This is a genomic window from Streptomyces paradoxus (genome assembly GCF_014202475.1).
Classification (GTDB): Bacteria; Actinomycetota; Actinomycetes; order Streptomycetales; family Streptomycetaceae; genus Streptomyces; species Streptomyces paradoxus.
The window spans coordinates 35053-57400 of sequence record NZ_JACHGV010000008.1; the positions used below are offsets into that span (position 1 = coordinate 35053).

Annotated in this window: 19 protein-coding genes; 12 read left to right on the plus strand and 7 right to left on the minus strand. The window is 71.7% G+C overall.

Features of this window, described 5'->3' with window-relative positions; genetic code table 11:
• The first annotated feature begins 239 nt into the window (after positions 1 to 239).
• The 5 genes from HNR57_RS25030 (at position 240) to HNR57_RS25050 (ending at position 6626) form a co-directional block, all read left to right on the plus strand.
• A complete protein-coding gene (locus HNR57_RS25030; RefSeq protein ID WP_313674658.1) occupies positions 240 to 1373 on the plus strand; it encodes an ROK family transcriptional regulator in 1134 nt (377 codons plus the stop codon).
• Between the two features lie 275 nt (positions 1374 to 1648).
• Positions 1649 to 2977 carry an extracellular solute-binding protein gene (locus HNR57_RS25035; RefSeq protein WP_184563097.1) on the plus strand — a complete coding sequence of 443 codons (1329 nt, stop codon included), beginning with the start codon at positions 1649 to 1651 and terminating at the stop codon, positions 2975 to 2977.
• A gap of 117 nt (positions 2978 to 3094) precedes the next feature.
• On the plus strand, positions 3095 to 4006 hold the full coding sequence (locus HNR57_RS25040; protein WP_184563099.1) for a carbohydrate ABC transporter permease: 912 nt from the start codon (positions 3095 to 3097) through the stop codon (positions 4004 to 4006).
• The gene (locus HNR57_RS25045; protein ID WP_184563101.1) at positions 4003 to 4905 is read left to right on the plus strand and encodes a carbohydrate ABC transporter permease; all 903 of its coding nucleotides are present in this window, start codon (positions 4003 to 4005) and stop codon (positions 4903 to 4905) included. Before HNR57_RS25040 ends, HNR57_RS25045 begins: the two co-directional genes overlap by 4 nt.
• Positions 4906 to 4907: 2 nt before the next feature.
• On the plus strand, positions 4908 to 6626 hold the full coding sequence (locus HNR57_RS25050) for a hypothetical protein (protein WP_184563103.1): 1719 nt from the start codon (positions 4908 to 4910) through the stop codon (positions 6624 to 6626).
• A gap of 85 nt (positions 6627 to 6711) precedes the next feature.
• Here HNR57_RS25050 and HNR57_RS25055 read toward each other — a convergent pair whose 3' ends face one another.
• Complete coding sequence (locus HNR57_RS25055) at positions 6712 to 7221, minus strand: GNAT family N-acetyltransferase (protein WP_184563105.1); 510 nt, start codon at positions 7219 to 7221, stop codon at positions 6712 to 6714.
• A gap of 7 nt (positions 7222 to 7228) precedes the next feature.
• The gene (locus HNR57_RS25060) at positions 7229 to 7864 is read right to left on the minus strand and encodes a nucleoside/nucleotide kinase family protein (RefSeq protein ID WP_184563107.1); all 636 of its coding nucleotides are present in this window, start codon (positions 7862 to 7864) and stop codon (positions 7229 to 7231) included.
• Between the two features lie 348 nt (positions 7865 to 8212).
• Here HNR57_RS25060 and HNR57_RS25065 point away from each other — a divergent pair, with 348 nt between their 5' ends.
• The 5 genes from HNR57_RS25065 (at position 8213) to nicT (ending at position 15111) form a co-directional block, all read left to right on the plus strand.
• Positions 8213 to 8950 carry an HAD family hydrolase gene (locus HNR57_RS25065; protein WP_184563109.1) on the plus strand — a complete coding sequence of 246 codons (738 nt, stop codon included), beginning with the start codon at positions 8213 to 8215 and terminating at the stop codon, positions 8948 to 8950.
• Entirely contained in the window at positions 8947 to 11301 is a 2355-nt protein-coding gene (locus HNR57_RS25070; protein ID WP_184563111.1) for a glycoside hydrolase family 65 protein, read from the plus strand. Before HNR57_RS25065 ends, HNR57_RS25070 begins: the two co-directional genes overlap by 4 nt.
• A gap of 104 nt (positions 11302 to 11405) precedes the next feature.
• Positions 11406 to 12884 (plus strand): hypothetical protein, encoded by a 1479-nt coding sequence (locus tag HNR57_RS25075; RefSeq protein ID WP_184563113.1) that lies wholly within the window; start codon positions 11406 to 11408, stop codon positions 12882 to 12884.
• A 75-nt stretch (positions 12885 to 12959) separates the two neighbouring features.
• A complete protein-coding gene (gene prcB / locus HNR57_RS25080; RefSeq protein WP_184563115.1) occupies positions 12960 to 13808 on the plus strand; it encodes a proteasome subunit beta in 849 nt (282 codons plus the stop codon).
• Between the two features lie 151 nt (positions 13809 to 13959).
• Positions 13960 to 15111, plus strand: a complete 1152-nt coding sequence (gene nicT / locus HNR57_RS25085; RefSeq protein ID WP_184563117.1) for a Nickel transporter NicT — start codon at positions 13960 to 13962, stop codon at positions 15109 to 15111.
• Positions 15112 to 15118: 7 nt separating this feature from the next.
• Here nicT and HNR57_RS25090 read toward each other — a convergent pair whose 3' ends face one another.
• Positions 15119 to 16090: a hypothetical protein gene (locus HNR57_RS25090; protein ID WP_184563119.1), complete on the minus strand. Its 972-nt coding sequence runs from the start codon at positions 16088 to 16090 to the stop codon at positions 15119 to 15121.
• Positions 16091 to 16101: 11 nt separating this feature from the next.
• The gene (locus HNR57_RS25095; protein ID WP_184563121.1) at positions 16102 to 17571 is read right to left on the minus strand and encodes an APC family permease; all 1470 of its coding nucleotides are present in this window, start codon (positions 17569 to 17571) and stop codon (positions 16102 to 16104) included.
• A gap of 405 nt (positions 17572 to 17976) precedes the next feature.
• Between HNR57_RS25095 and HNR57_RS25100 the strand changes: the two genes are divergently transcribed.
• Positions 17977 to 18501 (plus strand): DUF5709 domain-containing protein, encoded by a 525-nt coding sequence (locus HNR57_RS25100; RefSeq protein ID WP_184563700.1) that lies wholly within the window; start codon positions 17977 to 17979, stop codon positions 18499 to 18501.
• Between the two features lie 97 nt (positions 18502 to 18598).
• On the opposite strand, the gene HNR57_RS25105 is transcribed toward HNR57_RS25100, so the two are convergent.
• Both HNR57_RS25105 and HNR57_RS25110 read right to left on the minus strand, forming a co-directional pair.
• Complete coding sequence (locus tag HNR57_RS25105) at positions 18599 to 18805, minus strand: hypothetical protein (protein ID WP_107457994.1); 207 nt, start codon at positions 18803 to 18805, stop codon at positions 18599 to 18601.
• 284 nt (positions 18806 to 19089) lie between these two features.
• Complete coding sequence (locus HNR57_RS25110; RefSeq protein ID WP_313674667.1) at positions 19090 to 20199, minus strand: PP2C family protein-serine/threonine phosphatase; 1110 nt, start codon at positions 20197 to 20199, stop codon at positions 19090 to 19092.
• Positions 20200 to 20524: 325 nt separating this feature from the next.
• Between HNR57_RS25110 and HNR57_RS25115 the strand changes: the two genes are divergently transcribed.
• On the plus strand, positions 20525 to 21412 hold the full coding sequence (locus tag HNR57_RS25115; RefSeq protein WP_184563123.1) for a GNAT family N-acetyltransferase: 888 nt from the start codon (positions 20525 to 20527) through the stop codon (positions 21410 to 21412).
• Positions 21413 to 21450: 38 nt separating this feature from the next.
• Here HNR57_RS25115 and HNR57_RS25120 read toward each other — a convergent pair whose 3' ends face one another.
• Positions 21451 to 22332 carry a Gfo/Idh/MocA family protein gene (locus tag HNR57_RS25120; RefSeq protein WP_184563125.1) on the minus strand — a complete coding sequence of 294 codons (882 nt, stop codon included), beginning with the start codon at positions 22330 to 22332 and terminating at the stop codon, positions 21451 to 21453.
• Between the last annotated feature and the right edge of the window lie 16 nt (positions 22333 to 22348).

Below are 22348 nucleotides of genomic sequence, written 5' to 3' on the forward strand. Positions count from 1 at the left end.
GGCGGGCGAACCGTGCCTGAGGGACGGGCAGTTGAAGGACTAGGGAAGCCCCGGGACGGGCTTCTGGCGGAGCACGGCAGGCGAGTACCGTGAACTTCGTTAGGAAGTTAACTAACGAAGTACAGTGCGTCAAGAGGAATCCCTTCGCCGCGTCCCGTGGAAACGACCCGAGACGATCCGGGCCGGTCGGCCCGGGAGCGCGGCCCTTTACCCGTGTGGGGGAACTGTTGGAACCTGACGTGGCAAGAGCCCCCCGCCTGACCGAGAGCGCGGGCGCGGTGTTCGCCGTACTGGCCGGGGCCGGCCGGGCCACCCGGCCCCAGCTCGCGAGTCTCGCGGGCCTGTCGAAGCCGACGGTGTCCGCCGCCGTCGCGGAACTGGAGGCCGTCGGGCTCGCCGCCCACTCCGGCACGGCCTCCAGCGGCACGGGACGCAACGCCGCCGTCTACCGTCTCGGGCCGGCCGCGGGGGCCGTGCTCGCCGTCGACCTCGGCCCCGCCCTCACCCGGGTCCGCGGCTGCGCCCTGGACGGCACGCTGCTCGCCGAGGCCACCGGCTCCCGGGACGGCGCCGCCGACGTCGTGCGCGAGGCGCTCGACGCGCTGCCCGCCGACGCCCCGCTTCGGACCATCGTCGTCGCCGTCGGTGACGTCACCGCGCCGCGCAAGGAGGGCGCCGGCATGCGTCCGGCGACCGCCAAGGCCGGTCCCGTCTTCGACGCCGTGACCGTCGCGCTGCCGCCGGGCGTCCCCGTCCACCTCGAGAACAACGTCAACTGCGCCGCCCTCGCCGAGCTGCACGAAGGTGCCGCCCGGGGCCGGAACACCTTCGGCTACCTGCGCATAGGGGTCGGTATCGGCCTCGGCATCGTCGTCGGCGGCCAGGTGCTGAGGGGAGCGAACGGCGCGGCCGGTGAGCTGGCCCGGCTGCCCTACCCGTGGGACGTCGGCCGCGAACCCCGCCACGAGGCCCTGGAGGAGTACATCGGCGCACGCTCCCTGCTGCGCCGCGCCGCCGAGGCCTGGCCGGACACCGACGGGCCGTGCCCCAGCACCGCCGAGCAGCTCTTCGCCCTCGCCGGACGGGGCCGTGCCGCCGCCCGCGCCGTCGTCGACCGCCATGCCGTGGACGTGGGCCGGCTGGCCGCAGCCGTGACCGCGGTCCTGGACCCGGGGCTGGTCGTGCTGGGGGGCAGCACCGGCGCGTACCCGCAGCTCCTGCAGGGTGTGCGGGCCGAGCTCGCCCGGCTGAGCTGGCCCACCGAAGTCGTCAGCAGCACGGTGGGCGATCTCGGCACCGTCGTGGGCGCCGCCCGGCTCGCGGTCTCCCGAGGAGTCCAAACCGTGACCGAGTCCGTGAGGGCGAAGGATTGACGGCCTCCGACTCGATCTGCCAATGTCCGGACAAGCGCTTTCTAAGTCGGCCCGGGACGCCGACTCCGGGTGAGCCTCCCGCCCGTACACGAAGTACGGCAGCCGCACGAGGGCGAGCTTGTGCGACGCCGGCCGTCATGGCCGGGGACACCACCCGTCAAGGCGACGCGGCCGGGCGAGGCCGTGCCCCCGGAAAGCGAAACCTCTCCCACCATGCACCAGTGCCGCCTCGGCCGGCCCCGTGCTTCCTCCGCTACGACGAAAAGGGATCGAAGATGATCAGTGTGGGTGTGCGGCGCTCCCGCCGACTCGGCCGCGGCGGCATACGCCGCGTGGTTCCCCTCGCTGCCGTGGCCACGGCAGGTGCCCTTCTGCTCTCCGCCTGCGGCTCGGGTGGCGACTCGGGCGGGACGTCCAAGTCGCTGACGTTCTGGATCTCCACGGTTCCGGGGCAGGACGCGGGCTGGAAGAAGATGGTGGCGCAGTACAAGAAGGAAGCCGGCGTCACCGTCAAGCTCGTCAACATTCCCTACGACGGGTACCCGACGAAGCTGCACAACGCCGCGCAGGCGAACTCCCTGCCCGACGTGGCGGCGGTTCCGGCGCTGGACCCGATCTGGGCGAACAAGCTGATCGACCTCAGCTCCATCGCCAACAAGAAGAGCAACAAGATCAACGCCAACTTCATCGCCAAGGACTCGTCCGGGAAGGTGCTGTCCATCCCCTCGGACGTCACCGCGTCCGGCATGTTCATCAACAAGACCCTGTTCAAGAAGGCCGGCGTCTCCTTCCCGACCTCGCCCGGGAAGACCTGGACCTGGACCGAGTTCATCAAGGCGGCGGACAAGGTCCGTGACAAGACCGGCGCCAAGTACTCCCTGACCTTCGACCAGTCGCCGTCCCGGCTCCGCGCCATGGTGTACGAGCTCGGGGGCAAGTACGTCCACGCGGACTCCTCCGGCACGTTCTCGGTGGACGCCGCGACCAGGAAGGCCGTGAAGCGCTTCGTCGGGATGAACGACGACAAGACCATGCCGAAGTCGGTGTGGACCAGCGGCGCCGATCCGTCGGCCATGTTCCAGAGCGGTGACGTGGTCGCCTACTGGTCCGGCGTGTGGCAGGTTCCCGCCTTCGCCGAGAGCATCAAGAAGTTCGACTGGGCCAGCGTCCCCACCCCCGCCGAGCCGGTGCAGGCCAGTGACGTCAACAGCGGCGGCATGATGGTCGGGTTCAACAACAACGAAGCCGCCGCCACCGCCGCGAAGAAGTTCATGTCCTGGCTGTACGAGCCGGACCACTACCGCGCGCTGTGCGAGGCGTCCGGGTTCCTGCCCGTCGAGAGCGGCCTGAACCCGAAGTACCCCTTCACCTCCGAGGCGGCGCAGGCGGCGTTCAAGCTCTACAACGAGTCGATCCCGGGCTACGCCCCCATCTCCGGCTACTTCAACACCGCGCAGACGAAGTGGGTGCTGAAGGGCAAGAGCCTCACCGAGGACCCGACCAAGACGGAGCTCGGCAAGGCGATCAACGGCCAGCAGTCGCCCGACAAGGCTCTGGACAACATCGTGGCCGGCTACAACCAGCAGGTCGGCGGAGGATCGTAGGCCGACGGGGCCCGGGGCGGGGTCGACACACCGCCGCCCGGCCCCGGGCGCCCGCGTGATGCCGGGCTCACGGCGTGAGCCCACAGCCGTCCATCCCACCAGCACGGAGTCAGGAAGATGACAAAACGCGCCTCGGACGTGTCCGTGAGCCCGCCCAGGAGACGCAGCAAGTACACCGTCGCGCCGCTCGTCCTCATCGCGGCCAACGTCGTGCTCTTCGCGCTGTTCTTCGTCTGGCCGGCGGTGATCGGGCTCGTCTACTCGTTCACGAACTACACGGGCGTGGGGGCGTTCCAGTTCATCGGACTGGACAACTACAGCAAGCTGTTCGGGGACTCCGCGTTCTACGACGCGATGACCCGCACCCTGCTGTACACCGTGCTCTTCGTTCCCCTGAACTTCGTGTTCTCGCTGCTCATCGCCAACGTGCTGGTGAGCAAGCATGCCAAGGGCGTGTCGGTCGCCCGCATCTTCTTCTTCATCCCGTGGCTGCTGTCGCCCATCGTCGTGGGTGTCCTGTGGCGGTGGCTGTTCGGTGAGAACTTCGGACTGGTCAACTACCTCATCGAGAAGGTCGGCGGAAGCGCAGTGCCGTGGCAGTCGAACGCGGACCTGTCGCTGCTGGTCGTGGTGGTGGCGGCCTCATGGGCCTGGACGGGCTTCTCGATGCTGCTGTTCATTGCCGCGATCAAGAACGTACCGACGTCGTACTACGAGGCGGCCGCGCTCGACGGCGCCGGTCCGTGGCGCCAGTTCTTCAGCATCACGCTGCCGAGCATCGCGCCCACGTCCTTCATCGTCATCCTGCTCAACACGATCCACGGGATGAAGGAGTATCCGCTGTTCGCCTCCCTCAACAACGGCGGACCCGGAACGTCGAACAACCTGCTGGTCCAGTACATCTACCAAACCGGCTTCAAATCGGGCCAGATCGGCTACGCGAGCGCCGCGTCGTTCGTGCTCATGCTCATCCTGATGGCCGTCGCGATGATCCAGCTGATGGTCAACCGGCGGGTGGAGAACCGATGACAACCACAGACATGCCTCGCAAGGCCGACTCCACGCCCGGACGGGCTGTTCCCAAGAAGCGGTCCGGCGGCGCGGCCAGTGGCGGGCTCCGGCGCGCGATCCCCGCGACGACACTGCTGTGGGTGCTGGCGGCCCTCTACGGCGTGCCGGTGCTGTGGTTCGTCCTCAGCTCCTTCAAGCCGGCCGGAGACCTGTTCTCCCTTCCGCTGACGCTGTTCCCGACGAACCCCACCGTGTCGGGTTACGAGGCGGCGTGGGACAGCGCCAACTTCTCCCAGTACTTCATCAACACCGCCATCGTGTGTGTGATCGCGACGATCCTCACGGTGGGAGTCAGCTGCTGCACCGGCTACGCGCTGGCCAAGTACGACAACAAGTGGCTCAAGGCCTTCTTCGTCGGCATCCTGGCCACCACGATGCTGCCGGGCGAGGTCATGCTCGCCCCGCTCTTCCTGGTGGTCCGCGACCTCGGTTTCTACAACTCGCTCGCCGGCATCATCCTCCCGGCCGTGCTCACCGCGACCGGCTGCTTCATGTTCCGCCAGTTCTTCCTGACGGTCCCCGACGAGCTCATCGAGGCCGCCCGCATCGACGGCGCACGTGAGCTGTCGATCTTCCTGAGGATCATGGTGCCGATCTCCCGGCCCATCATGCTGACGCTCGCCATCCTGTCGTTCCAGTGGCGGTGGAACGACTACATCTGGCCGCTGCTGATGCTCAACGACCCCGAGAAGTTCACCGTGCAGATCGGCATCCAGAGCCTCGTCGGGGCACAGAACATCAACTGGTCGGTGCTGCTGGGCGGTTCGGTCATCTCCATGGTCCCGCTGATCGTCGTCTTCCTGGTGTTCCAGCGTTACGTCATGAACGCCGACATCAACGCCGGACTGAAGGACTGACCGTGACCACCCCGCTCGACCACGAGTTCGTCCGCGCGGTGGCCCGCGCCGCCGACCGGCTGGCCGCCCCGCTGGCGGCCGCCCCCGACGAGGAACCCGCCGGTGTGCCCCACCGCGCTCTGGCACGACGGGCGAAGACGCTGATCGCCGCGTACCGGTCCCCGGACTCGGCCCTGCACGGCAGCAAGCAGGCCGTCGCCGCCGCGACGACCCACCTGCGCGCCCTGCGCGCCGCGCAGACGGCCACCGGCCTCTTCGCCGGCGGCGACAACGTGCAGTCACCGCCGGACTCCGGCTTCACCGTCAACGACGTGTGCGACGCGCACGTCCTCGCCGCCGGCGCGGGGCCGGAACTGGGCGATGTCACGGCCACGCTCGCCCGGATCGCCCGCGCCGCCACCGGCAGTCTCCTGACCGGTGGGGTGCACACCCCGAACCACCGCTGGGAGCTGTGCGCCGCGCTGGCCCGGCTGCACCGGTCGTTCCCGGACGGCCGGCTGCTCGACCGCGTCGAGGAGTGGCTCGCCGAGGGCGTCGACATCGACGCGGAGGGCCTGTACTCGGAACGGAGCGCCAACTACGCGGCCCACGTGTCCAACCCTTCGCTGCTGCTCCTGGCCGAGGTGCTCGGCCGCGCCGAGCTGCTGGACGCCGTCGAACGCAACCTCGCCACGACCCTCGATCTGATCAGGCCGGACGGCACGGTGGAGACGGTCCTCTCGCGCCGGCAGGACCAGAACCACCCGTTCCCGCTGGCGCCCTACCTGCCGCACTACCGGCTCCTCGCGATCCGCACCGGCCGGGGCGACTTCGCCCGGGCGGCGCGACTGGCGGCCGCCGTCGGCGTCGACGACCCCGGCCTGCTGGCCGAGACCCTGCTCACCCCGGACCTGACCCGCGTCCTGCCGGAGCCGGCTGCGGAGACGCTTCCGCGGGACCGGTACCTCGGTACCGCGCGCCTCGCCGCACGGGCCTCGGCCACCGCGCACACGGTGGTGTACGGCGGCTCCGACGTGCCCGAGCACCGGCGCATCCGCTCGGGCCTCGCCTGCAATCCCACCTTCCTGCGCCTGTTCGCCGGCGACGCGGTCCTCGACGCGGTGCGCCTCGCACGGGGATTCTTCGACCTGGGCCCGTTCCGCGCCGCCGCGATGCAACAGCCCGCAGCCAACCGGTACCGGCTCACCCAGACCCTCACGGCCGCCTACTACCAGCCGCTGCCGCCGGACCGGCGCCGGGAGGGCGGCGCCTACCGGATGGCGGACGAGGGACGCTTCTCGGCCGCGATGGCCTTCCCGGACCGGCCCCGGGACGAGGTCTCCCACACGACCCGCGTCGAGGTGGACCTGCGGGAGGACGGTGCCGACCTGCGGATCGACATCAGCGGTCCACGTGTGCCCTGGGCCCTCGAACTGACCTTCCGGCCGGGCGGCGTGCTCGAGGGCGCCGTGCCGATCGGCGACGGACGCTGGTGCCTGACGGCCGGGCCGATGACCTACCGGGCCGGTGACGACGAGATCCGCGTCGAGACCGGTGTCGAGGCGGGCGAACCGCTGGCCGGTCCCGACCGGAGCGACGTGCTGCGCTACGACCCCGGCCAGGACTACACCGTGGTGGGGGGCACCGACGCGACGACCGGGAACCGCGTCTACATCGGCGGACAGGGCCCGCAGACACTCACCGTCGCGCTGCGCGCCCGCCGGTCCGCACCTGTCGTGTGACTCCGGCGCCCAGGCCGAGGGTCACCTCAGGCATGAACCGCACGCCCTCGCGGTCCGCCACGGACGTGGTTCGCCTGACGACGGCTCACCCGCCGCGGGCCGGCTCCCCGGCCCGCGGTGCCTGAGCGGCGAGTTCCACCAGGGGCCCGCCGCTGAGCCGGCACACCTTCCACTCGTCCAGGAGCTCCACCCCGAGCGACGTGTAGAAGTCGATCGCCGGAGTGTTCCAGGACAGGACCCACCACTCGAAGCGGTCGTAGCCGCTTCGCCGGCAGGTCGCGGCGAGGGTCGCGAGCAGGGCCTTGCCATGGCCCGAGCCGCGCGCCTGCGGCCGTACGTAGAGGTCCTCCAGGTGCATGCCGCGGGTGCCCGTCCACGTCGAGAAGCGCGGGAACCACAGGGCGTAGCCCACGGTCTCACCGGTGTCGTCGTCCTCGGCGATCAGCGCGAAGGCGGCCGGGTGCTCGCCGAACAGTGCCTCGCGCAGTTGCTCAGCGGTGGCCCGGGCCTGCTCCTCGGCCCGTTCGTACGCGGCGAGTTCACGGATCATCGTGCGGATCTCGGGGACATCGTCCAGGGTGGCGGATCGGATCATGGGCAAATCATGCCCCGCACGGCACCACCAGGTCCGCCCGCCCCCGGGTCGCCGCGACCAGCTCGGCGTTGCGCTCGTCCGAGCGGGCCACCCATGCCACCGCCTCCTCGTGGGTCTTGCCGAACTGCTCGTGGCGGGCGACCAGTCGGCGCACGCGCTCGCGCTCGGGCAGCTCGCAGAACCACACCTCGTCGAGGAGGGGGCGGACGCGGGGCCAGGCCCCGGTGGTCAGGAGCAGGTAGTTGCCCTCGGTGACGACCAGACGGGCCGTCGGAGGCACCGGGATCGCGCCCGCGACCGGCTGCTCCAGCTCACGCTCGAAGCCGGGGGCGTACACGACGTCGCCGGGTTCGTCGCGCAGCCGTCGCAGCAGGGCCGCGTACCCGGCCGCGTCGAACGTGTCGGGTGCGCCCTTGCGGTCTCGCAGGCCGAGGCGCTCCAGTTCGGCGTCGGCGAGGTGGAAGCCGTCCATGGGAACGTGCGCGACCCAGGGGGCACCGCCGCCGTTCAACTCCCGCACCAAGTGCTCGGCGAGCGTCGACTTGCCCGCGCCGGGGCTGCCCGCGATGCCGAGGATCGCTCGCCGGCCGCCCTGCGTCAGGGCCCGGGCGCGGTGGAGGAGGTCGTCGAAGGTGAGGGGCACAGGGGTGCTCTCCGGAGACGGAGGTGTGGCTCGAGGCCATGGCGGTGGTGGAGATGTCCGTGCAGCCTAGCGCCAGGTCAGCCGGCCGTGGCCGGGAATCCGCGGTGTGAGGGGTGCTGACAGGGACCCTCACCGAGCGCCTCTCCTTCCTACGCCGGGATGCATGGACGATCGGGCCGAAGTCTGCGGCCCCGTCACCGAACCGACCCTCGCCCCCGCGGCCCGGGCCGGCGTCAAACGCCGCTGAACGGGCGACTGTTGTCCCAGGAGTGCCGCACGTACCGCATCCCCGGTGCGTGTGGCGTGCGCCACTCACTGGAACATCGTCCGGCGGGGAACCGGTCCTGTATGACGCAGCTCGGTCTTCCCGCAGACATCCACGCCTGTCTCTTCGACCTCGACGGTGTCGTCACCAAGACGGCCGTCGTGCACGCGGCCGCCTGGAAGGAGATGTTCGACGCCTTCCTGCGCGAACGCGACGGCGTGGACTTCCGGCCGTTCGAGGCGGCGGACTACGACGAGTACGTCGACGGGCGCCCCCGGGCCGACGGGGTGCGCACCTTCCTCGCCTCCCGCGGCATCGACCTGCCCGACGGCGCCCCGGACGACCCACCGGGCGCCCGAACGGTGCACGGACTGGGCAACCGCAAGAACGAGCTGGTCCTGGAGAAGATCCGCACCGACGGCGTCGAGGCCTACGACGGAACCCTGCGCTATCTGGAGGCCGTCCGGGCTCACGGCCTCAGCACCGCGATCGTCTCCTCCAGCGCCAACTGCCGTGACGTGCTCCGCTCGATCGGCGCGGAGCACTTCTTCGACGTACGCATCGACGGCGTGGTCGCCGCCGAGCGCAAGCTGCCCGGCAAGCCGCACCCCGACACGTTCCTCGCCGCCGCCGAGGACCTCGGCGTCGAGCCGTCCGAAGCGGCCGTCTTCGAGGACGCCCTGGCCGGTATGGACGCTGGCCGCGCGGGCCGTTTCGGCTACGTCGTGGGGGTCGACCGGGTCGGGCAGGCCGACGCGCTGTACCGGCACGGCGCCGACATCGTGGTGAAGGACCTCGCCGAACTGGGGGACACGCAGTGATCACGCAGCGGGCGTACGGCGTGGAGCCCTGGACCGTACGCGAGACGGCACTCAACCTCGACCTCCTGGCGCAGAGCGAGTCCGTCTTCGCCCTGTCCAACGGCCACATCGGCTGGCGCGGCAACCTCGACGAGGGCGAACCGCACGGCCTGCCCGGTTCCTACCTCAACGGCGTCCACGAACTGCACCCGCTGCCGTACGCCGAGGCCGGTTACGGTTACCCGGAGTCCGGCCAGACCTCCATCAACGTCACCAACGGCAAGGTGCTGCGGCTGCTGGTCGACGACGAGCCGTTCGACCTGCGTTACGGGCGTCTCGTCACCCACGAGCGGACCCTCGACCTGCGGCGGGGCGTCCTGGAACGGGTCTGCGAATGGACCTCACCGGCCGGCTCCACCGTCCGGGTGCGCTCCACGCGGCTGGTGTCCCTCACCCAGCGCGCCATAGCCGCCGTGGCGTACGAGGTGGAGCCCGTCGACAGCCGCACCCGTGTGGTCGTCCAGTCGGAACTCGTCGCCAACGAGAGCCTGCCCGAACCGGACGGTGACCCGCGCGCCGCCAAGGCGCTGAAGTCGCCGCTGGAGCCGGAGGAGGACCTCGCCGAGGGCAGCAGGCTGCGGCTGGTCCACCGCACCCGCCGCAGCGGCCTGAGGGTCGCCGTGGCCGCCGACCACACCGTCAGCGGTCCCGAACGGACCACCACGAGCAGCGAGAGCAACGTGGACGTGTCCCGGCTGACGGTCACCTCCGTGCTGGAACCGGGCGAGCGGCTGCGTGTGGAGAAGCTGGTCGCGCACGGCTGGTCCGGCGTCCGCTCCCGGCCCGCCATGAGCGACCAGGTCGAGGCGGCCCTGGCCGCGGCCGGGCACAGCGGCTGGCAGGGTCTCCTGGACGACCAGCGGGCCTACCTCGACGACTTCTGGGCGCGCGCCGACGTCGAGATCGACGGCGACGAGGAGATCCAGCAGGCCGTCCGCTTCGCCCTCTTCCACGTCCTCCAGGCCGGTGCCCGGGCCGAACAGCGCGCCATCCCCGCCAAGGGCCTGACCGGGTCCGGCTACGACGGCCACGCCTTCTGGGACACCGAGGCGTTCGTACTGCCGCTGCTGACCTACACCGCACCGAAGTCCGCCGCCGAGGCCCTGCGCTGGCGCCTCGACACCCTGCCCGCCGCCCGGGAGCGCGCGACCCAGCTCGGCCTGCGGGGCGCCGCGTTCCCCTGGCGCACCATCGAGGGCTCGGAGGGCTCCGCCTACTGGCCGGCCGGCACGGCGGCCTTCCATGTGGGTGCGGACATCGCCGACGCCGTCGTGCGGTACGTGGCCGTCACCGGCGACGAGACCTTCGAACGCGAGGTCGGCGTGGAACTGCTGGTGGAGACGGCCCGTCTGTGGCGCTCCCTCGGCCACCACGACGACCGCGGTACCTTCCACATCGACGGCGTCACCGGACCGGACGAGTACAGCGCCATCGCCGACGACAACACGTACACCAACCTGATGGCCCGGGCGAACCTGCTGGCCGCCGCCGACGCCTGCAAACGCCACCCCGACGAGGCGGCGCGGCTCGGTGCCGACGAGGAGGAGATGGCCGCCTGGCGGGACGCCGCCGAGGCCATGAACGTGCCCTACAACGAGGAAATCGGCGTCCACGAGCAGCACGCCGGCTTCACCCGCTACCAGCGCTGGGACTTCGCCGGGACCGGCCCGGACCAGTACCCGCTCATGCTCCACTTCCCCTACTTCGACCTGTACCGCAAGCAGGTCATCAAGCAGGCGGACCTGGTGCTGGCGATGTACACCTGCGGCGCGTTCTTCGAGGAGTTCTTCGACGAGGAGCAGATCGCCCGCAACTTCGCCTACTACGAGCCGCTGACCGTCCGCGACTCCTCCCTGTCCGCCTGCGTCCAGGCCGTCATGGCCGCCCGGTCCGGCCATCTCGACCTGGCCGCCGACTACACGGCCGAGGCCGCGCTGATGGACCTCGGAGACCTGGAGCACAACACCCGCGACGGACTGCACATCGCCTCGCTGGCCGGCACCTGGATGGCGCTGGTCGCCGGGTTCGGCGGCATGCGGTGCAGCGACGGCGCCCTGCGGTTCGCGCCCCGCCTGCCCGAGCGGTACAGCCGGCTCGCCTTCACGGTGGGCTTCCTCGGCCGGTGCCTGCGCGTGGAACTGACCGCCGACCGGGCCACGTACACCCTGGTCTACGGCACGCCCCTGACCATCCGGCACCACGGCAGTGAACTGACGGTCGGCGAGGACGCCCCCGTCTCCCGGCCCATCCCCGAGCTGACCCACCGCCCGGCCCCGCGCCAGCCCCCGCACCGCGCCCCGCACGCCCGCTGACCCCGACTCCCGGGTCAGGCAGTTGGCCGAGTACCGCCCCGCACGCCACCGCCCCGCGGGTTAGCTTGATCGTGTTTCCCGATCATCAGGGTTAGGGGCGGAACATGCCTGAGGGCGCCAACGCCATCCTCACCGGGAGGCGAAGACGCGAACAGCCCGCCGGGCCGCGCACCGCTTCGGCGGTGCGCGGCAGCAGGCCGCTCGCCGCGCTGGCCGTCGTCTTCACCCTCGCGCAGCTCGCCCTCGTGCGGCCCGTCATGGGCCTCGGCTGGGACGAGATCGTCTACGTCAGCCAGGTCACCTCGCACCACCCCGCGGCCTTCTTCAGCGCCCCCCGCTCCCGCGGCGTCTCGCTGCTGGTCGCGCCCGTCGCGTCCTGGTCGTCGTCCGTCCCGCTGCTGCGCGTCTACCTCGCCCTGCTGTCCGGCATCGCCCTCTACCTGGCCCTGCGCTGCTGGCGGGGTCTGTTCCCGACCCGCGTCCTGGTGGTCGGCGGGGCCCTCTTCGCCTCCCTGTGGATGACCCTCTTCTACGGTCCGCAGGCCATGCCCAACTACTGGGTCGCGATCGGAGCCTTGATCAGCGTCGGCTGCTTCCTGCGGGTCCGGGCGGAACGTTCCTCCCCAGGCCTCCTGTGGGGTCTCGCGGCCGGCGCCGCGCTCATGGCGTGGATGCGCCCCACCGACGCGGCCTACGTGGCCGTGCCGCTGCTCGTCCTCGCCCTGGTGCGCCGCCACTGGCACCTCCTGCTCGTGCTGGCGGCAGGCCTGGCGGCCGGTGCCGTGCCGTGGGTGATCGAGGCCTACGCCGGCTTCGGCGGGCTGGGGGAGCGGCTGGCGGAGGCCTCCCGGATCCAGGGCGGTCTTGGCTGGCAGATCGCCGTCGACGACCAGTTGCGCAGCCTGGGCGGACGCGCCCTGTGCCGGCCGTGCACCGGGCCGATGCCGACCCCCCTGGTCACCCTCTGGTGGTTCGCCCTGCCCGTCCTGGCCGGGCTCGGGCTGGCCGTCGCGGTCCGGGCCGGGCGTGCCGGACGGACCCTGGTCCCGCTGGTCTGTGCCGCCACGGCCGCGCTGCCGTACCTCTTCATGATCGGCTACGCGGCGCCGCGCTTCCTCCAGCCGGCCTACGCGCTGCTCGCGATCCCGGTCGCCGACGCCCTGTGGCACCTGGTCAGAACCCCGCGCGGGACCTGGCGCCCGGTGGCCGCCACACTCGTCGCGCTCTGCCTGGCCGGACACCTCGCGGTACAACTCGCCGTTCTGCACGGCGCGGTGTCCCGCAACATCGACAGCCGCCGTGACTGGGACCGCACCGCCGAGGCCCTGCACCGGCTCGGCGTCCGCCCGCCCTGTCTGCTCACCGGTCACGAGGCCATTCCCGTCGGCTACTACACCGGTTGCTCCTCGGGAGCGACGTCCGGGAACAACGAGAACATCACCGTGGCCGGCATCCTGCGCACCGCGGACCGCCTCCCGGTCGCCCACCTCGCACCGGCCGGCGGCGCCCCGCCCCGCTACGCCCGCTCCTGGCCCGTCCACCGGATCGCGGACCTGGACGTCCGTGTCGCACCTGGCTCCTGACGCCCCAGGTGACGTTTCCCGCCCGTCCGGCTCAGGTAGGAGTCGGTTGACGGTCACGATCGAGGGGGGAACGGCATGGCGGCGAGCGACCATGAGGGCAGGCTGGGGGAGGAGTTCTTCACTCCGGGCACCTCGTCCTTCACGGACTTCCTGGCGGCCCACCGCCCCGAGCTGCTGAGCACCCGGCGTGTCCTCCCGGACGGCGTCCGGGCCGAGGGCGCCCCGCACGGCACGACCGTGCTGGCCCTCACCTACCGGGACGGCGTGCTGCTCGCGGGCGACCGGCGGGCGACGATGGGCAACCTGATCGCCCAGCGCGACCTGGAGAAGGTGCACCCCGCCGACGACCACTGCGCGGTCGCCTTCGCGGGCACGGTCGGGCTCGCGGTGGACATGGTGAAGCTGTACCAGGTGGAGCTGGCGCACTTCGAGAAGATCGAGGGCATCCCCATGACCCTCGCCGCGAAGGCCACCCGGCTGGCCACCATGATCCGGAACAACCTGGGCCAGGCCATGCAGGGCCTCGCCGTCGTCCCGCTGCTGGCCGGTTACGACCCCGCCGCTCCCGAGGACGCACGGGGCCGCATCTTCTCCTTCGACGTCGCCGGCGGCCGTTACGAGAAGTTCGGCTTCCACGCCGAGGGGTCCGGATCGCCGTACGCCCGGGGCGCGTTGAAGAAGCTGTACCGGCCGGGCATGTCCCGCCGCGAGGCGGCCCTGGCCGCACTCCAGGCGCTGTACGACGCGGCGGACGACGACTCCGCGACCGGCGGCCCCGACCTCACCCGCCGCATCTACCCGATCGTCTCCGTCATCACCGAGGACGGCTTCGAGCGGCTGGCCGAGGGGGAGACGGAGGAGCTCAGCCGCGAGATGGTCGAGCAGCGGAACACCCGGCCGGACGGACCGAACGCCGGGGTGTGACACCCGGCCGCAAGTACCGACCGCCGACGGAGTTTTCGGTTCCATGGACAAGACCTGTCACGGGCTTTACTGCACATGACTTGCAGGTGCTGGATGATGGCGCAAGGCTGTCCGACGCAGCCGTTCATCCGACAGAAAGACCTTCCCCCCGATGACGGCCGCCCCTGAGTCCACTCCGCCCCTCCCCGCCCCGGCCCCCGCCCAGCGCACGGCCTGGCACCGCGTCCGCACCTCCATGACGCGGCGGGAGTGGACCAGGGCCGGGGGGATGGCGGCCTTCATCCTGACCCTGCACGTGATCGGCTGGTTCACCCTCGTCGCGATCGTCGCCCCGGAGCACCACGCCATCGGCGCGCAGACCTTCGGCGTCGGCATCGGCGTCACCGCGTACACGCTCGGCATGCGGCACGCCTTCGACGCCGACCACATCGCCGCCATCGACAACACCACCCGCAAGCTGATGGGGCAGGGACAGCGGCCGCTGTCGGTCGGGTTCTGGTTCTCCCTCGGCCACTCCAGCGTCGTCTTCGCCCTGGCCTTCCTGCTCACGCTCGGCGTGAAGACCCTGGCCGGGCCGGTCCGCGACGGCGGCTCCACGCTGCACGACGTCACGGGCCTGATCGGCACGGCCGTCTCAGGGGCGTTCCTCTACCTGATCGCGGGCGTCAACCTCGTCATTCTGGCCGGCATCTGGAAGGTGTTCCGCGCCATGCGCTCGGGCCGCTACGACGAGGCCGCCCTGGAGGAGCAGCTGGACAACCGCGGCCTCATGAGCCGCCTGCTGGGCCGGGTCACCAAGTCGGTCTCCAAGCCCTGGCACATGTACCCGCTGGGCCTGCTGTTCGGCCTCGGCTTCGACACCGCCACCGAGATCGCCCTGCTCGTCCTGGCCGGTTCCGGCGCCGCCTCCGGACTGCCCTGGTACGCGATCCTGTGCCTGCCCGTCCTGTTCGCCGCGGGGATGTGCCTCCTCGACACCGTCGACGGCTCGTTCATGAACTTCGCCTACGGCTGGGCCTTCTCCAAGCCGGTCCGCAAGGTCTACTACAACCTCACCATCACCGGCCTGTCCGTCGCCGTGGCCCTCCTGATCGGTTCGGTCGAGCTCCTCGGCCTCCTCGCCGAACAGCTCGACCTGCACGGCCCGTTCTGGGACTGGATCTCCGGCCTCGACCTCAACATCCTCGGCTACGTCGTCGTCGCCCTGTTCTTCGCCACCTGGGTGGTGGCGCTCGTGGTGTGGAGGGTCGGGCGCATCGAGGAGAAGTGGTCGGGGGACCTGGCCCCTCCACAGCACTCGTAGCAGCCGCTCACGCCCCCGGCCGGAGCTCCTTGTGCCACTTGACGATCTGCTTCTCCGCATCGCCCGTGTACGACCACGGGGTGCGGGTCGCGCGCGGCCCCAGCATGCCCAGCAGGACACCCGCGATGTCCTTGGCGCCGGCGGAACAGGCCGCGTGGGCCAGGTAGCTGAAGTCGCGGAGCTCGGCGGGCGCGATCCCGCTCTCCGTCCGGCTCATGACCCAGCGCTGCCAGGTCCGCCGCAGGTCGCTCGCCGCACCGTCGTGGCTCCAGTGCTGCGACAGGCCCACGGCGGAGTGCCTGCCCCGTGCCGCGTCCAGGGCGAAGCGGTACTCCTCGACCCGGGCGTACTGCACCAGCACGGGCAGCGGACAGCCGGGCGGCGCCACCCCGGCCGCGTCCCGGGCGAAGTCGTACATCAGGCCGTGCGTGCCGTGCCAGCGCGCCGAGTAGTAGTGCAGGACCTGCAGGTGCCCCTCGACGCTGTACGGATCGCGCCCGTGCAACTCGTCCCACCAGCGCCCCAGTTCCTGCCGGCGCACCCCGGAGGGGTACAGGCGCGCCACCGAGATCAGCGACACCCACGGCGTCGGGTCCTCCGGGTACGCCTCCGCCGCCGTCAGGCAGGCCAGCACCGCGGCGTCCACGCGGTGCTGGTCGATCGGCACGCCCCGTCCCGCCGCGATGGCCACGTTGAAGGTGCGGGCCGTCTCCGTAGCCGCCCGCAGCACCAGCGCGTCGGCGCTGTGGGCGTCCGCCGACAGCCAGGACTCCACCGTCGAACTGCCCGCGCACACCTGCGCGAGCTGCCGGATCCGGTGCCCCCGGGCCGCCCAGTCGCGGCCGGTGGCGCCCAGCAGGTCACGCAGCCCCTGCCAGCGGCCGATCACGACGTCCTGGCGGGCTGAGGTGAGGTCGGTGTCCCCGCAGTCGGGGTCGAAGTCGGGAGTGAAACCACGTCTGAGACTGCCTCGCGCCATCGGGGTCCTCCTCAGAAGTCGGTGGAGAGACCCTCGTGGACGCGGGCGTGCGCGTCCTGTTCGCCGGGGACGTAGTCCGCCTCGACCGCGCGCGAGGCGTCCAGCTTCGCGGGCCGGTAGTAGTCGCTGCCCTGCCTCCAGTACCAGAGCATCGGGACCAGCCCGACCGCGAGGCCGCCGATGCCGATCGTGATCGCGGCGCTGGACAGCTCGCCCAGCGACTCCACGAACACCCAGAACATGAACAGGGCGCCGCACAGCGGCCACAGGCCGCCGAAGAGGAAGTTGGCCGGGGACGTCAGCAGCATCTTCCGGTACGCGACGACCACCGCGAGGCCGGCGAGCCCGTAATAGACAGCGATCTGCAGGCCGATCGCCGAGATGGCGTCGGAGAGGATGTCGCCCACCGAGCCCAGGGCGTTGGAGGCGATGAACATCGCCAGCGCCACCGCCCCGACCACCACGATCGCCACCCAGGGGGTGTTCCATCGGCGGTGCACCCGGCCCAGCGCCGCCGGCATCGTACGGTCCCGGCCCATCGCGAACAGCGAGCGCGTCACCTGGATCAGTGTCGTCTCCAGCGTGGCGATCGTCGACAGCATCACGGCCACGATCAGCAGCTTGCCGCCCCAGCCCGGCCAGATCTCCTCGCCGAGCACGGCCAGCACGTTCGCGTCGTTCTCCTCGATCTGCTTCGAGGACAGGATCACGTTCACCGCGATGGTGAACACCTCGAACAGCAGGAAGACGATGCCCACCCCGATCAGGCCCGCGAGTCCCGTCGTACGGCGGCTGTTGCGGGTCTCCTCGCTGAGGTTGCTGGTGACGTCCCAGCCCCAGTAGTAGAACGCGGCGATGAGCGCGCCCGAGGCGAAGCCGGCCATGCCGTCGAAGTGGGAGAAGCCGAGCCAGGACCAGTCGAAGGCGCGGGCGTTGCCGGTGTGGAAGAAGGCGAGCACCGCGAACAGCGCCAGGATGGCCAGTTCGACACCCGACATGACCAGCTGCGCCCGGACCGTGAGCCGGGCGCCGCCCAGCACCACCAGCAGCATGACGAGGAACCAGGCGGCGCCGACCACCGTGGACAGCGCGGTGTTCTCGGCCAGCTTCTCGTCGAAGAGCGCGAGCGTCATCGACCCGGCCGGCAGCGATCCGGCCACCATGAAGATCGTCGCCGAGATCACCAGGGCCCAGCCGCTGATGAAGCCCAGGAAGGGGTGGAGGGTGCGCCCCACCCACGAGTAGCTGGCACCCGCGTTGACGTCGATCCGGCCGAGGTAACTGAACGCCAGCGCGATGCCCAGCATGGGTATCGCGCAGTACAGCAGGGCGGCAGGACTGGCCAGCCCCACCGCGCCGACCAGGACGGCGGTGGTAGCGGCCAGCGAATACGCCGGGGCGCTGCCGGCGACCGCCATCACCACGGTGTCGAACGTGCTGAGGACGTTGGCCTGCAGCCCTCTGCCCCTGCTGTAGCTCATGGTTGCGCTGCTTTCACTTGTGCACGACCGGAGGCGGGCAGGCCGTCCCGGGGCGTTGGGGGTGGGGTGGAGCTCGCCACCGGACGGAGGAGGATGGCCTCGGGCCCGGGAGCGATGAAAAAGGGGTCGTGGATACCGTGCTGCCGCCGCGTCGGCAACCGGTCACAGTGTGTGTGCGAGCGATGATAGTCCCACTCCTTGATCTTTCAAGATTGACCGGTGGGTAATGTCCGGAGCGGCCCAGGGTTTTAACTCCTGTTGGCCCGAGGGGCGTTCGATCCCCCCTCCCGGCCGGGGCGCATCCGCCGAGGTTGAAGCCCGCGTAACGGGAAACGCGGAACGGACAGGAGAGACCAACGAGTCGAGCAGCGCGACAGGAAGGCAGGAGTGATGGGCACGGAACCGATGCGCTCGGAACCGATGGCGGACGACGTGTACCAGCCCACCGGGACCAACGAGGAGCAGGAGGACGCCGCGCCGCTGGACCTGCAGGACGCCGTCGACGAGCGGACGTACGACGACACTCTCGACGAGGGCTACTCACCGCCGGAGAAGCCCCTCGGCGTCACCAAGCGCGGCACCACCGCCGCCGAGCAGCACGAGGGCGAGACCCTCGACGAACGGCTGGCCCAGGAGGTCCCCGACGTGTCCGCCGAGCCCGCCGGGGACGGTGTGGGCGACACCCCGGACAGTGACGGCGAACCGGTGGACCCCGAGGCGGGCACCGCCCGCGCCGGCCGGCTGGTCGCCCCGGACGAGGGCGCCCACGCCGACACCACGAAGGAGACCGTCGCGACGGACGTCGGCATCGACGGCGGAGCGGCCGGCGCTGAGGAGGCCGCCGTGCACGTCGTGGAGGACGACGCCCTGCCCGAGGACGACGCCCCTTCCGAGGACGATGTCTTTCCCGAGGGCGACGGCAGGTTGTGACCCGCCCGCCGGCGTGAGCCCACGCCGGCACGCACGAGGCCACCGGACCCGAGCGCATCCGCGCCGGGCCGGTGGCATTCTGCGTGCCGAGGTCGGCCTAGGGCAGGAGCTTCTCCAGGGCCGCGGGGCCCTCGGCCGCCAGCTTGCGCTTGGCCCACTCGATGTTGCGCGGGGTGATGTCCTTGCCCGACGCGAGGACGAGGTCCTCCGGTGACACGTCGGTGCCGGTGCGGGCGTGGAGCAGGCGGTCCGGGGTGGCGCGGTCCTCGGACGGCCGGGATGCGGCAGGCTCTGACGTCGACATGTTCGCTGCTCCTAGGGTCCGGATCGCCGGGGCGGCCCCGGTGCTGAAAAACGGGTCCGATATCACCATTCCCCCCGGGAGCGCGGCCTGCATCCGGAGAGCGCGGTCCTTTTCCCTGCGCACACGTGTTATTCCATGCGCACACGTGTTACCGCCGCGGCTGGCCTGGCCCGTGCCGCCCTGTCGGCCTTCGCCGGTACGGCGAGCGCCGACGACGGCCCCGTCGTACGGCCCCGTCGGCGGCGGCCCGGGCAGCATCGCGGGCCGCCGCCGGCCGCTGTCGTTCAGGGCCCGTCCCGCGGAAGGGGCGCGAGCACCAGCATCGTGACGTCGTCCTGTACGTCCGGGCAGTGCCGCACGAGGTCGGCCCAGACCCGCTCGGCCAGCGTGACCGGGTCCTCTGCGGCCAGCCCCGGCAGCCGTTCCACCAGGGGGTAGAAGGCCCCGCCCGCGTCCCTGGCCTCGGTGACCCCGTCGGAGGCCAGGAAGAGCCGGTCCCCGGCCCTCAGCGGCACCGAGACGACCCGGGGCGGAGCGCCCCCGGCGAGACCGAGACCGAGCGGGGTGCACGGCTCGACGTCCAGCTCCACGGCCCGCCCGTCCCGCAGCAGCAGCGGACCGGCCTGCCCGCACGCCACGATCCGCACGACCCGGGCGTCGGCGGAGAAGTCGAGCAGCACCGCCGTCGCGAACAGCTCGGCGTGCGGGTCGCCCGCCGAGTCCACCGCCAGCCTCCGGTCGAGCCGGGCCGCCACCGCCTCCGGGTCCGGCTGGTCCAGCACGGCCTCCCGGAACGCCCCCAGCAGCGCCGCGACCGTGGCCACGGCCGACAGCCCGTGCCCCTGCACATCCCCCATCACCGCCCGTACGCCGTAGGGGCCCGCCCGCACGTCGAAGAAGTCGCCGCCGACCAGCGTCCCGCGCTGCGCGGCCCGGTACAGCCCCGCGCACCGCACCGGCCCGACCCGCTCCGGCAGCGGCGGCACCACGGCCCGCTGCGCGGCCTCGGCGACGGTCCGCTCGGTGACCAGCTGCGCGTCGCGCCTGCTGCGGACGTAGGACAGCAGCACGCTCAGCACCGACACGAAGCACACGGTCAGAAGATCCGTGCTGCCGGGATCGTCGAGGTTGAAGACGGGCACCGTCAGCACGACCACGACCAGCGCGCCGAGCACCGCCGTCATCACCGGGCCGTGCGCCAGCACGGCCAGCGGCGGGATGGCGCCCAGCAGGAAACCGATGTCGAGCGGCTCCGGGCTGATCAGCTCCGCCGCGCACACCCCCGCCAGCAGCGCCGACGGCAGCACCCGGGCCCAGCCGGGCGGCGGTGCGCCGCGCAGCCAGCCCTGCCGGTCCGGGTCCCGCCGCGCCAGCCGGCCGCGCACACTGCTCACACCACCACGCTGCTACGCCCGACCGGCCGCCGCACGCCGGGACCCGCGCCACCACGGGCGGCCGCAGGCTCCGGCCGGAACGGCGTCGGCGTCCGCAGGATCCCCGAACACGTCCCTCTCAAGGGGGTGTTGGGCCAATCCGGAAAACCGATGGACGGCCCCCCGGAGATCACGTAGCGTGTGGCGCGCCACGCCCCGAGACCAGCGGAAGGAGGACAGAGCCGTGCAGTTCACACCGTTTCCGCGCTCCCTCCCCGTTGTCCCGGCGTGCCTCGACTGACCGACCGGGAGCGCTCTCAGCAGCACACGTCCCGGAGGACACCCCATGACCGATGTGGTCATCCGCGCGCTCGGCACGAGCGACGCCGAACTCTTCGACACCCTGCCCGACCCGCTCGGCGCCCGTGAGGGCCACCGGCTGACCCGGCACCGCCCCGACTGGAAGCGGGTGGCCCTGCGCGACGGCCGGGTCGTCGCCCGCGGCGCCTGGTGGGGCGGCCCCGACGACTCCGAGCCCGTCAACCTCAACTGGTTCGACGTCGCCGAGGGCGAGGAGGAAGCGGGCGCCGCCCTCCTGCGCTCCGCCCCCTGGCAGGTCGAACTGGAACTGAACCTGCCGGCCGGCTGGCGGGACGACCCGGCCCTGCGCGCCGCCGCCGACACCCGCGTCACCGCCGCCCGGAAGGCCGGCTACGAGCTCCTCGTCGAACGCCTCCTGTACCGCTGGACCCCCGCCGGTGGCCTGCCCGAGCGGCCCGGGCGTCTTCAGTTCCGCGCCGAACCGGACGACGCCGTGTTCTTCGACGCGCTGCGCCGCATCCACTCCGTCACCCTGGACGCCCACGCGCTCAAGGCCATCGAACAGGGCGGACTCGACCGGGCGGCCCAGGAGGAACTCGACTTCTTCCACTGGTGCCCGTCGCCGCGCGAGTGGTGGCAGGTGGCGTACACACCGCAGGGCGACATGGCCGGCATCCACATCCCGGCCCACAATCCGTCGGGACCCTGCATCGGCTTCATCGGCGTCCTGCCGGACCAGCGGGGCCACGGCTACGCCTACGACCTGCTGGCCGAGTGCACGCACTTCCTGGTCGGGCAGGGGGCGGAGTTCGTCGCCGCGGCCACGGACCTGGGCAACTTCCCGATGGCGGCGAACTTCGCCAAGGCCGGCTTCCCGGTGGTGAAGGAGCGGCTCAACTTCGACCCGGCGTAGGCAACCGGGCCGCCCGCGAACCGTCCCGGCCGCGCGGACTAGGACCTGTCGTCCAGCAGGTCCTGGGCCGCCGTGAGGATCTCCGTCACCCTCAGGCCGAACGCCGCGTCACAGGCGTGCGGGCGGCCGGTCCGGGCGGCGTCGAGCAGCGCGTCCGCGGCCCGCATCAGCGCGGGCACCGCACCGTCGGAGCCGTCCGGCAGCACCGCCACCCCGGCCTCCCCGCGCAGCTCCACACCGGCACCGGCCGCGGCGGGCGGCGCCGTCAGGCTCAGGGTGAGCGTGCTCGACGCCCCGCCCGCGTGGTCGAGGACGACATGCGCCGTGTCGCCGGGCCCGTACACCGCCGCCGTCACGCGCCGTACGTCGCCGAGGACCGCCAGCAGCACGGACAAGGCGTGCGGGCCGACGTCCCACAGGGCGCCCTTCTCCCGCCGCCACGGCGTCGCGAAGGGGCTCTCGCTGGTGAACACCGCCCCGAGCCACTCGGCGCGCCCGGTGAACCAGCCCGGCACCGCGGCCTGCTCGCCGATCCAGGCAGCCGACTCGGGCTGGAAGCGGGTCGTGAAGAACACGATCGAGGCGACACCGGCTTCCTCGGCGGCCTCGACCACGGCCCGCGCCTGTTCCACCGTCGGCGCGAGCGGCTTGTCGAGCAGCAGATGGCACCCGGCCCGCGCCGCCCGGGCCGCGAGGGAGGCCTGCACGTCGGGCGGCAGCGCCACGGCCACGGCGTCCACGTCGGCGAACAGGTCGTCGACGTCGTCGTAGGCGCGGACGCCGTGCCGCTCCGCCAGCTCCTTCGCGGCTTCCGGGCGACGGCCCCAGACCCCCGCGAAGTCCAGCTTCTCGTGCCCGCTCAACGCGGGTGCGTGGGCCATCTGTGCCCAGGGCCCGGTGCCGAGCAGTCCTATGCGCATGCCGCCGCCTCTCCAC

Coding starts and splice junctions, on each gene's coding strand:
- HNR57_RS25100 (WP_184563700.1), top strand. CDS start 17,977: ATGCGCTCGGAACCGATGGCGGACGACGTGTACCAGCCCACCGGGACC.
- HNR57_RS25095 (WP_184563121.1), bottom strand. CDS start 17,571: ATGAGCTACAGCAGGGGCAGAGGGCTGCAGGCCAACGTCCTCAGCACG.
- HNR57_RS25045 (WP_184563101.1), top strand. CDS start 4,003: ATGACAACCACAGACATGCCTCGCAAGGCCGACTCCACGCCCGGACGG.
- HNR57_RS25105 (WP_107457994.1), bottom strand. CDS start 18,805: ATGTCGACGTCAGAGCCTGCCGCATCCCGGCCGTCCGAGGACCGCGCC.
- HNR57_RS25090 (WP_184563119.1), bottom strand. CDS start 16,090: ATGGCGCGAGGCAGTCTCAGACGTGGTTTCACTCCCGACTTCGACCCC.
- HNR57_RS25065 (WP_184563109.1), top strand. CDS start 8,213: ATGACGCAGCTCGGTCTTCCCGCAGACATCCACGCCTGTCTCTTCGAC.
- HNR57_RS25120 (WP_184563125.1), bottom strand. CDS start 22,332: ATGCGCATAGGACTGCTCGGCACCGGGCCCTGGGCACAGATGGCCCAC.
- prcB (WP_184563115.1), top strand. CDS start 12,960: ATGGCGGCGAGCGACCATGAGGGCAGGCTGGGGGAGGAGTTCTTCACT.
- HNR57_RS25055 (WP_184563105.1), bottom strand. CDS start 7,221: ATGATCCGATCCGCCACCCTGGACGATGTCCCCGAGATCCGCACGATG.
- nicT (WP_184563117.1), top strand. CDS start 13,960: ATGACGGCCGCCCCTGAGTCCACTCCGCCCCTCCCCGCCCCGGCCCCC.
- HNR57_RS25035 (WP_184563097.1), top strand. CDS start 1,649: ATGATCAGTGTGGGTGTGCGGCGCTCCCGCCGACTCGGCCGCGGCGGC.
- HNR57_RS25040 (WP_184563099.1), top strand. CDS start 3,095: ATGACAAAACGCGCCTCGGACGTGTCCGTGAGCCCGCCCAGGAGACGC.
- HNR57_RS25075 (WP_184563113.1), top strand. CDS start 11,406: ATGCCTGAGGGCGCCAACGCCATCCTCACCGGGAGGCGAAGACGCGAA.
- HNR57_RS25115 (WP_184563123.1), top strand. CDS start 20,525: ATGACCGATGTGGTCATCCGCGCGCTCGGCACGAGCGACGCCGAACTC.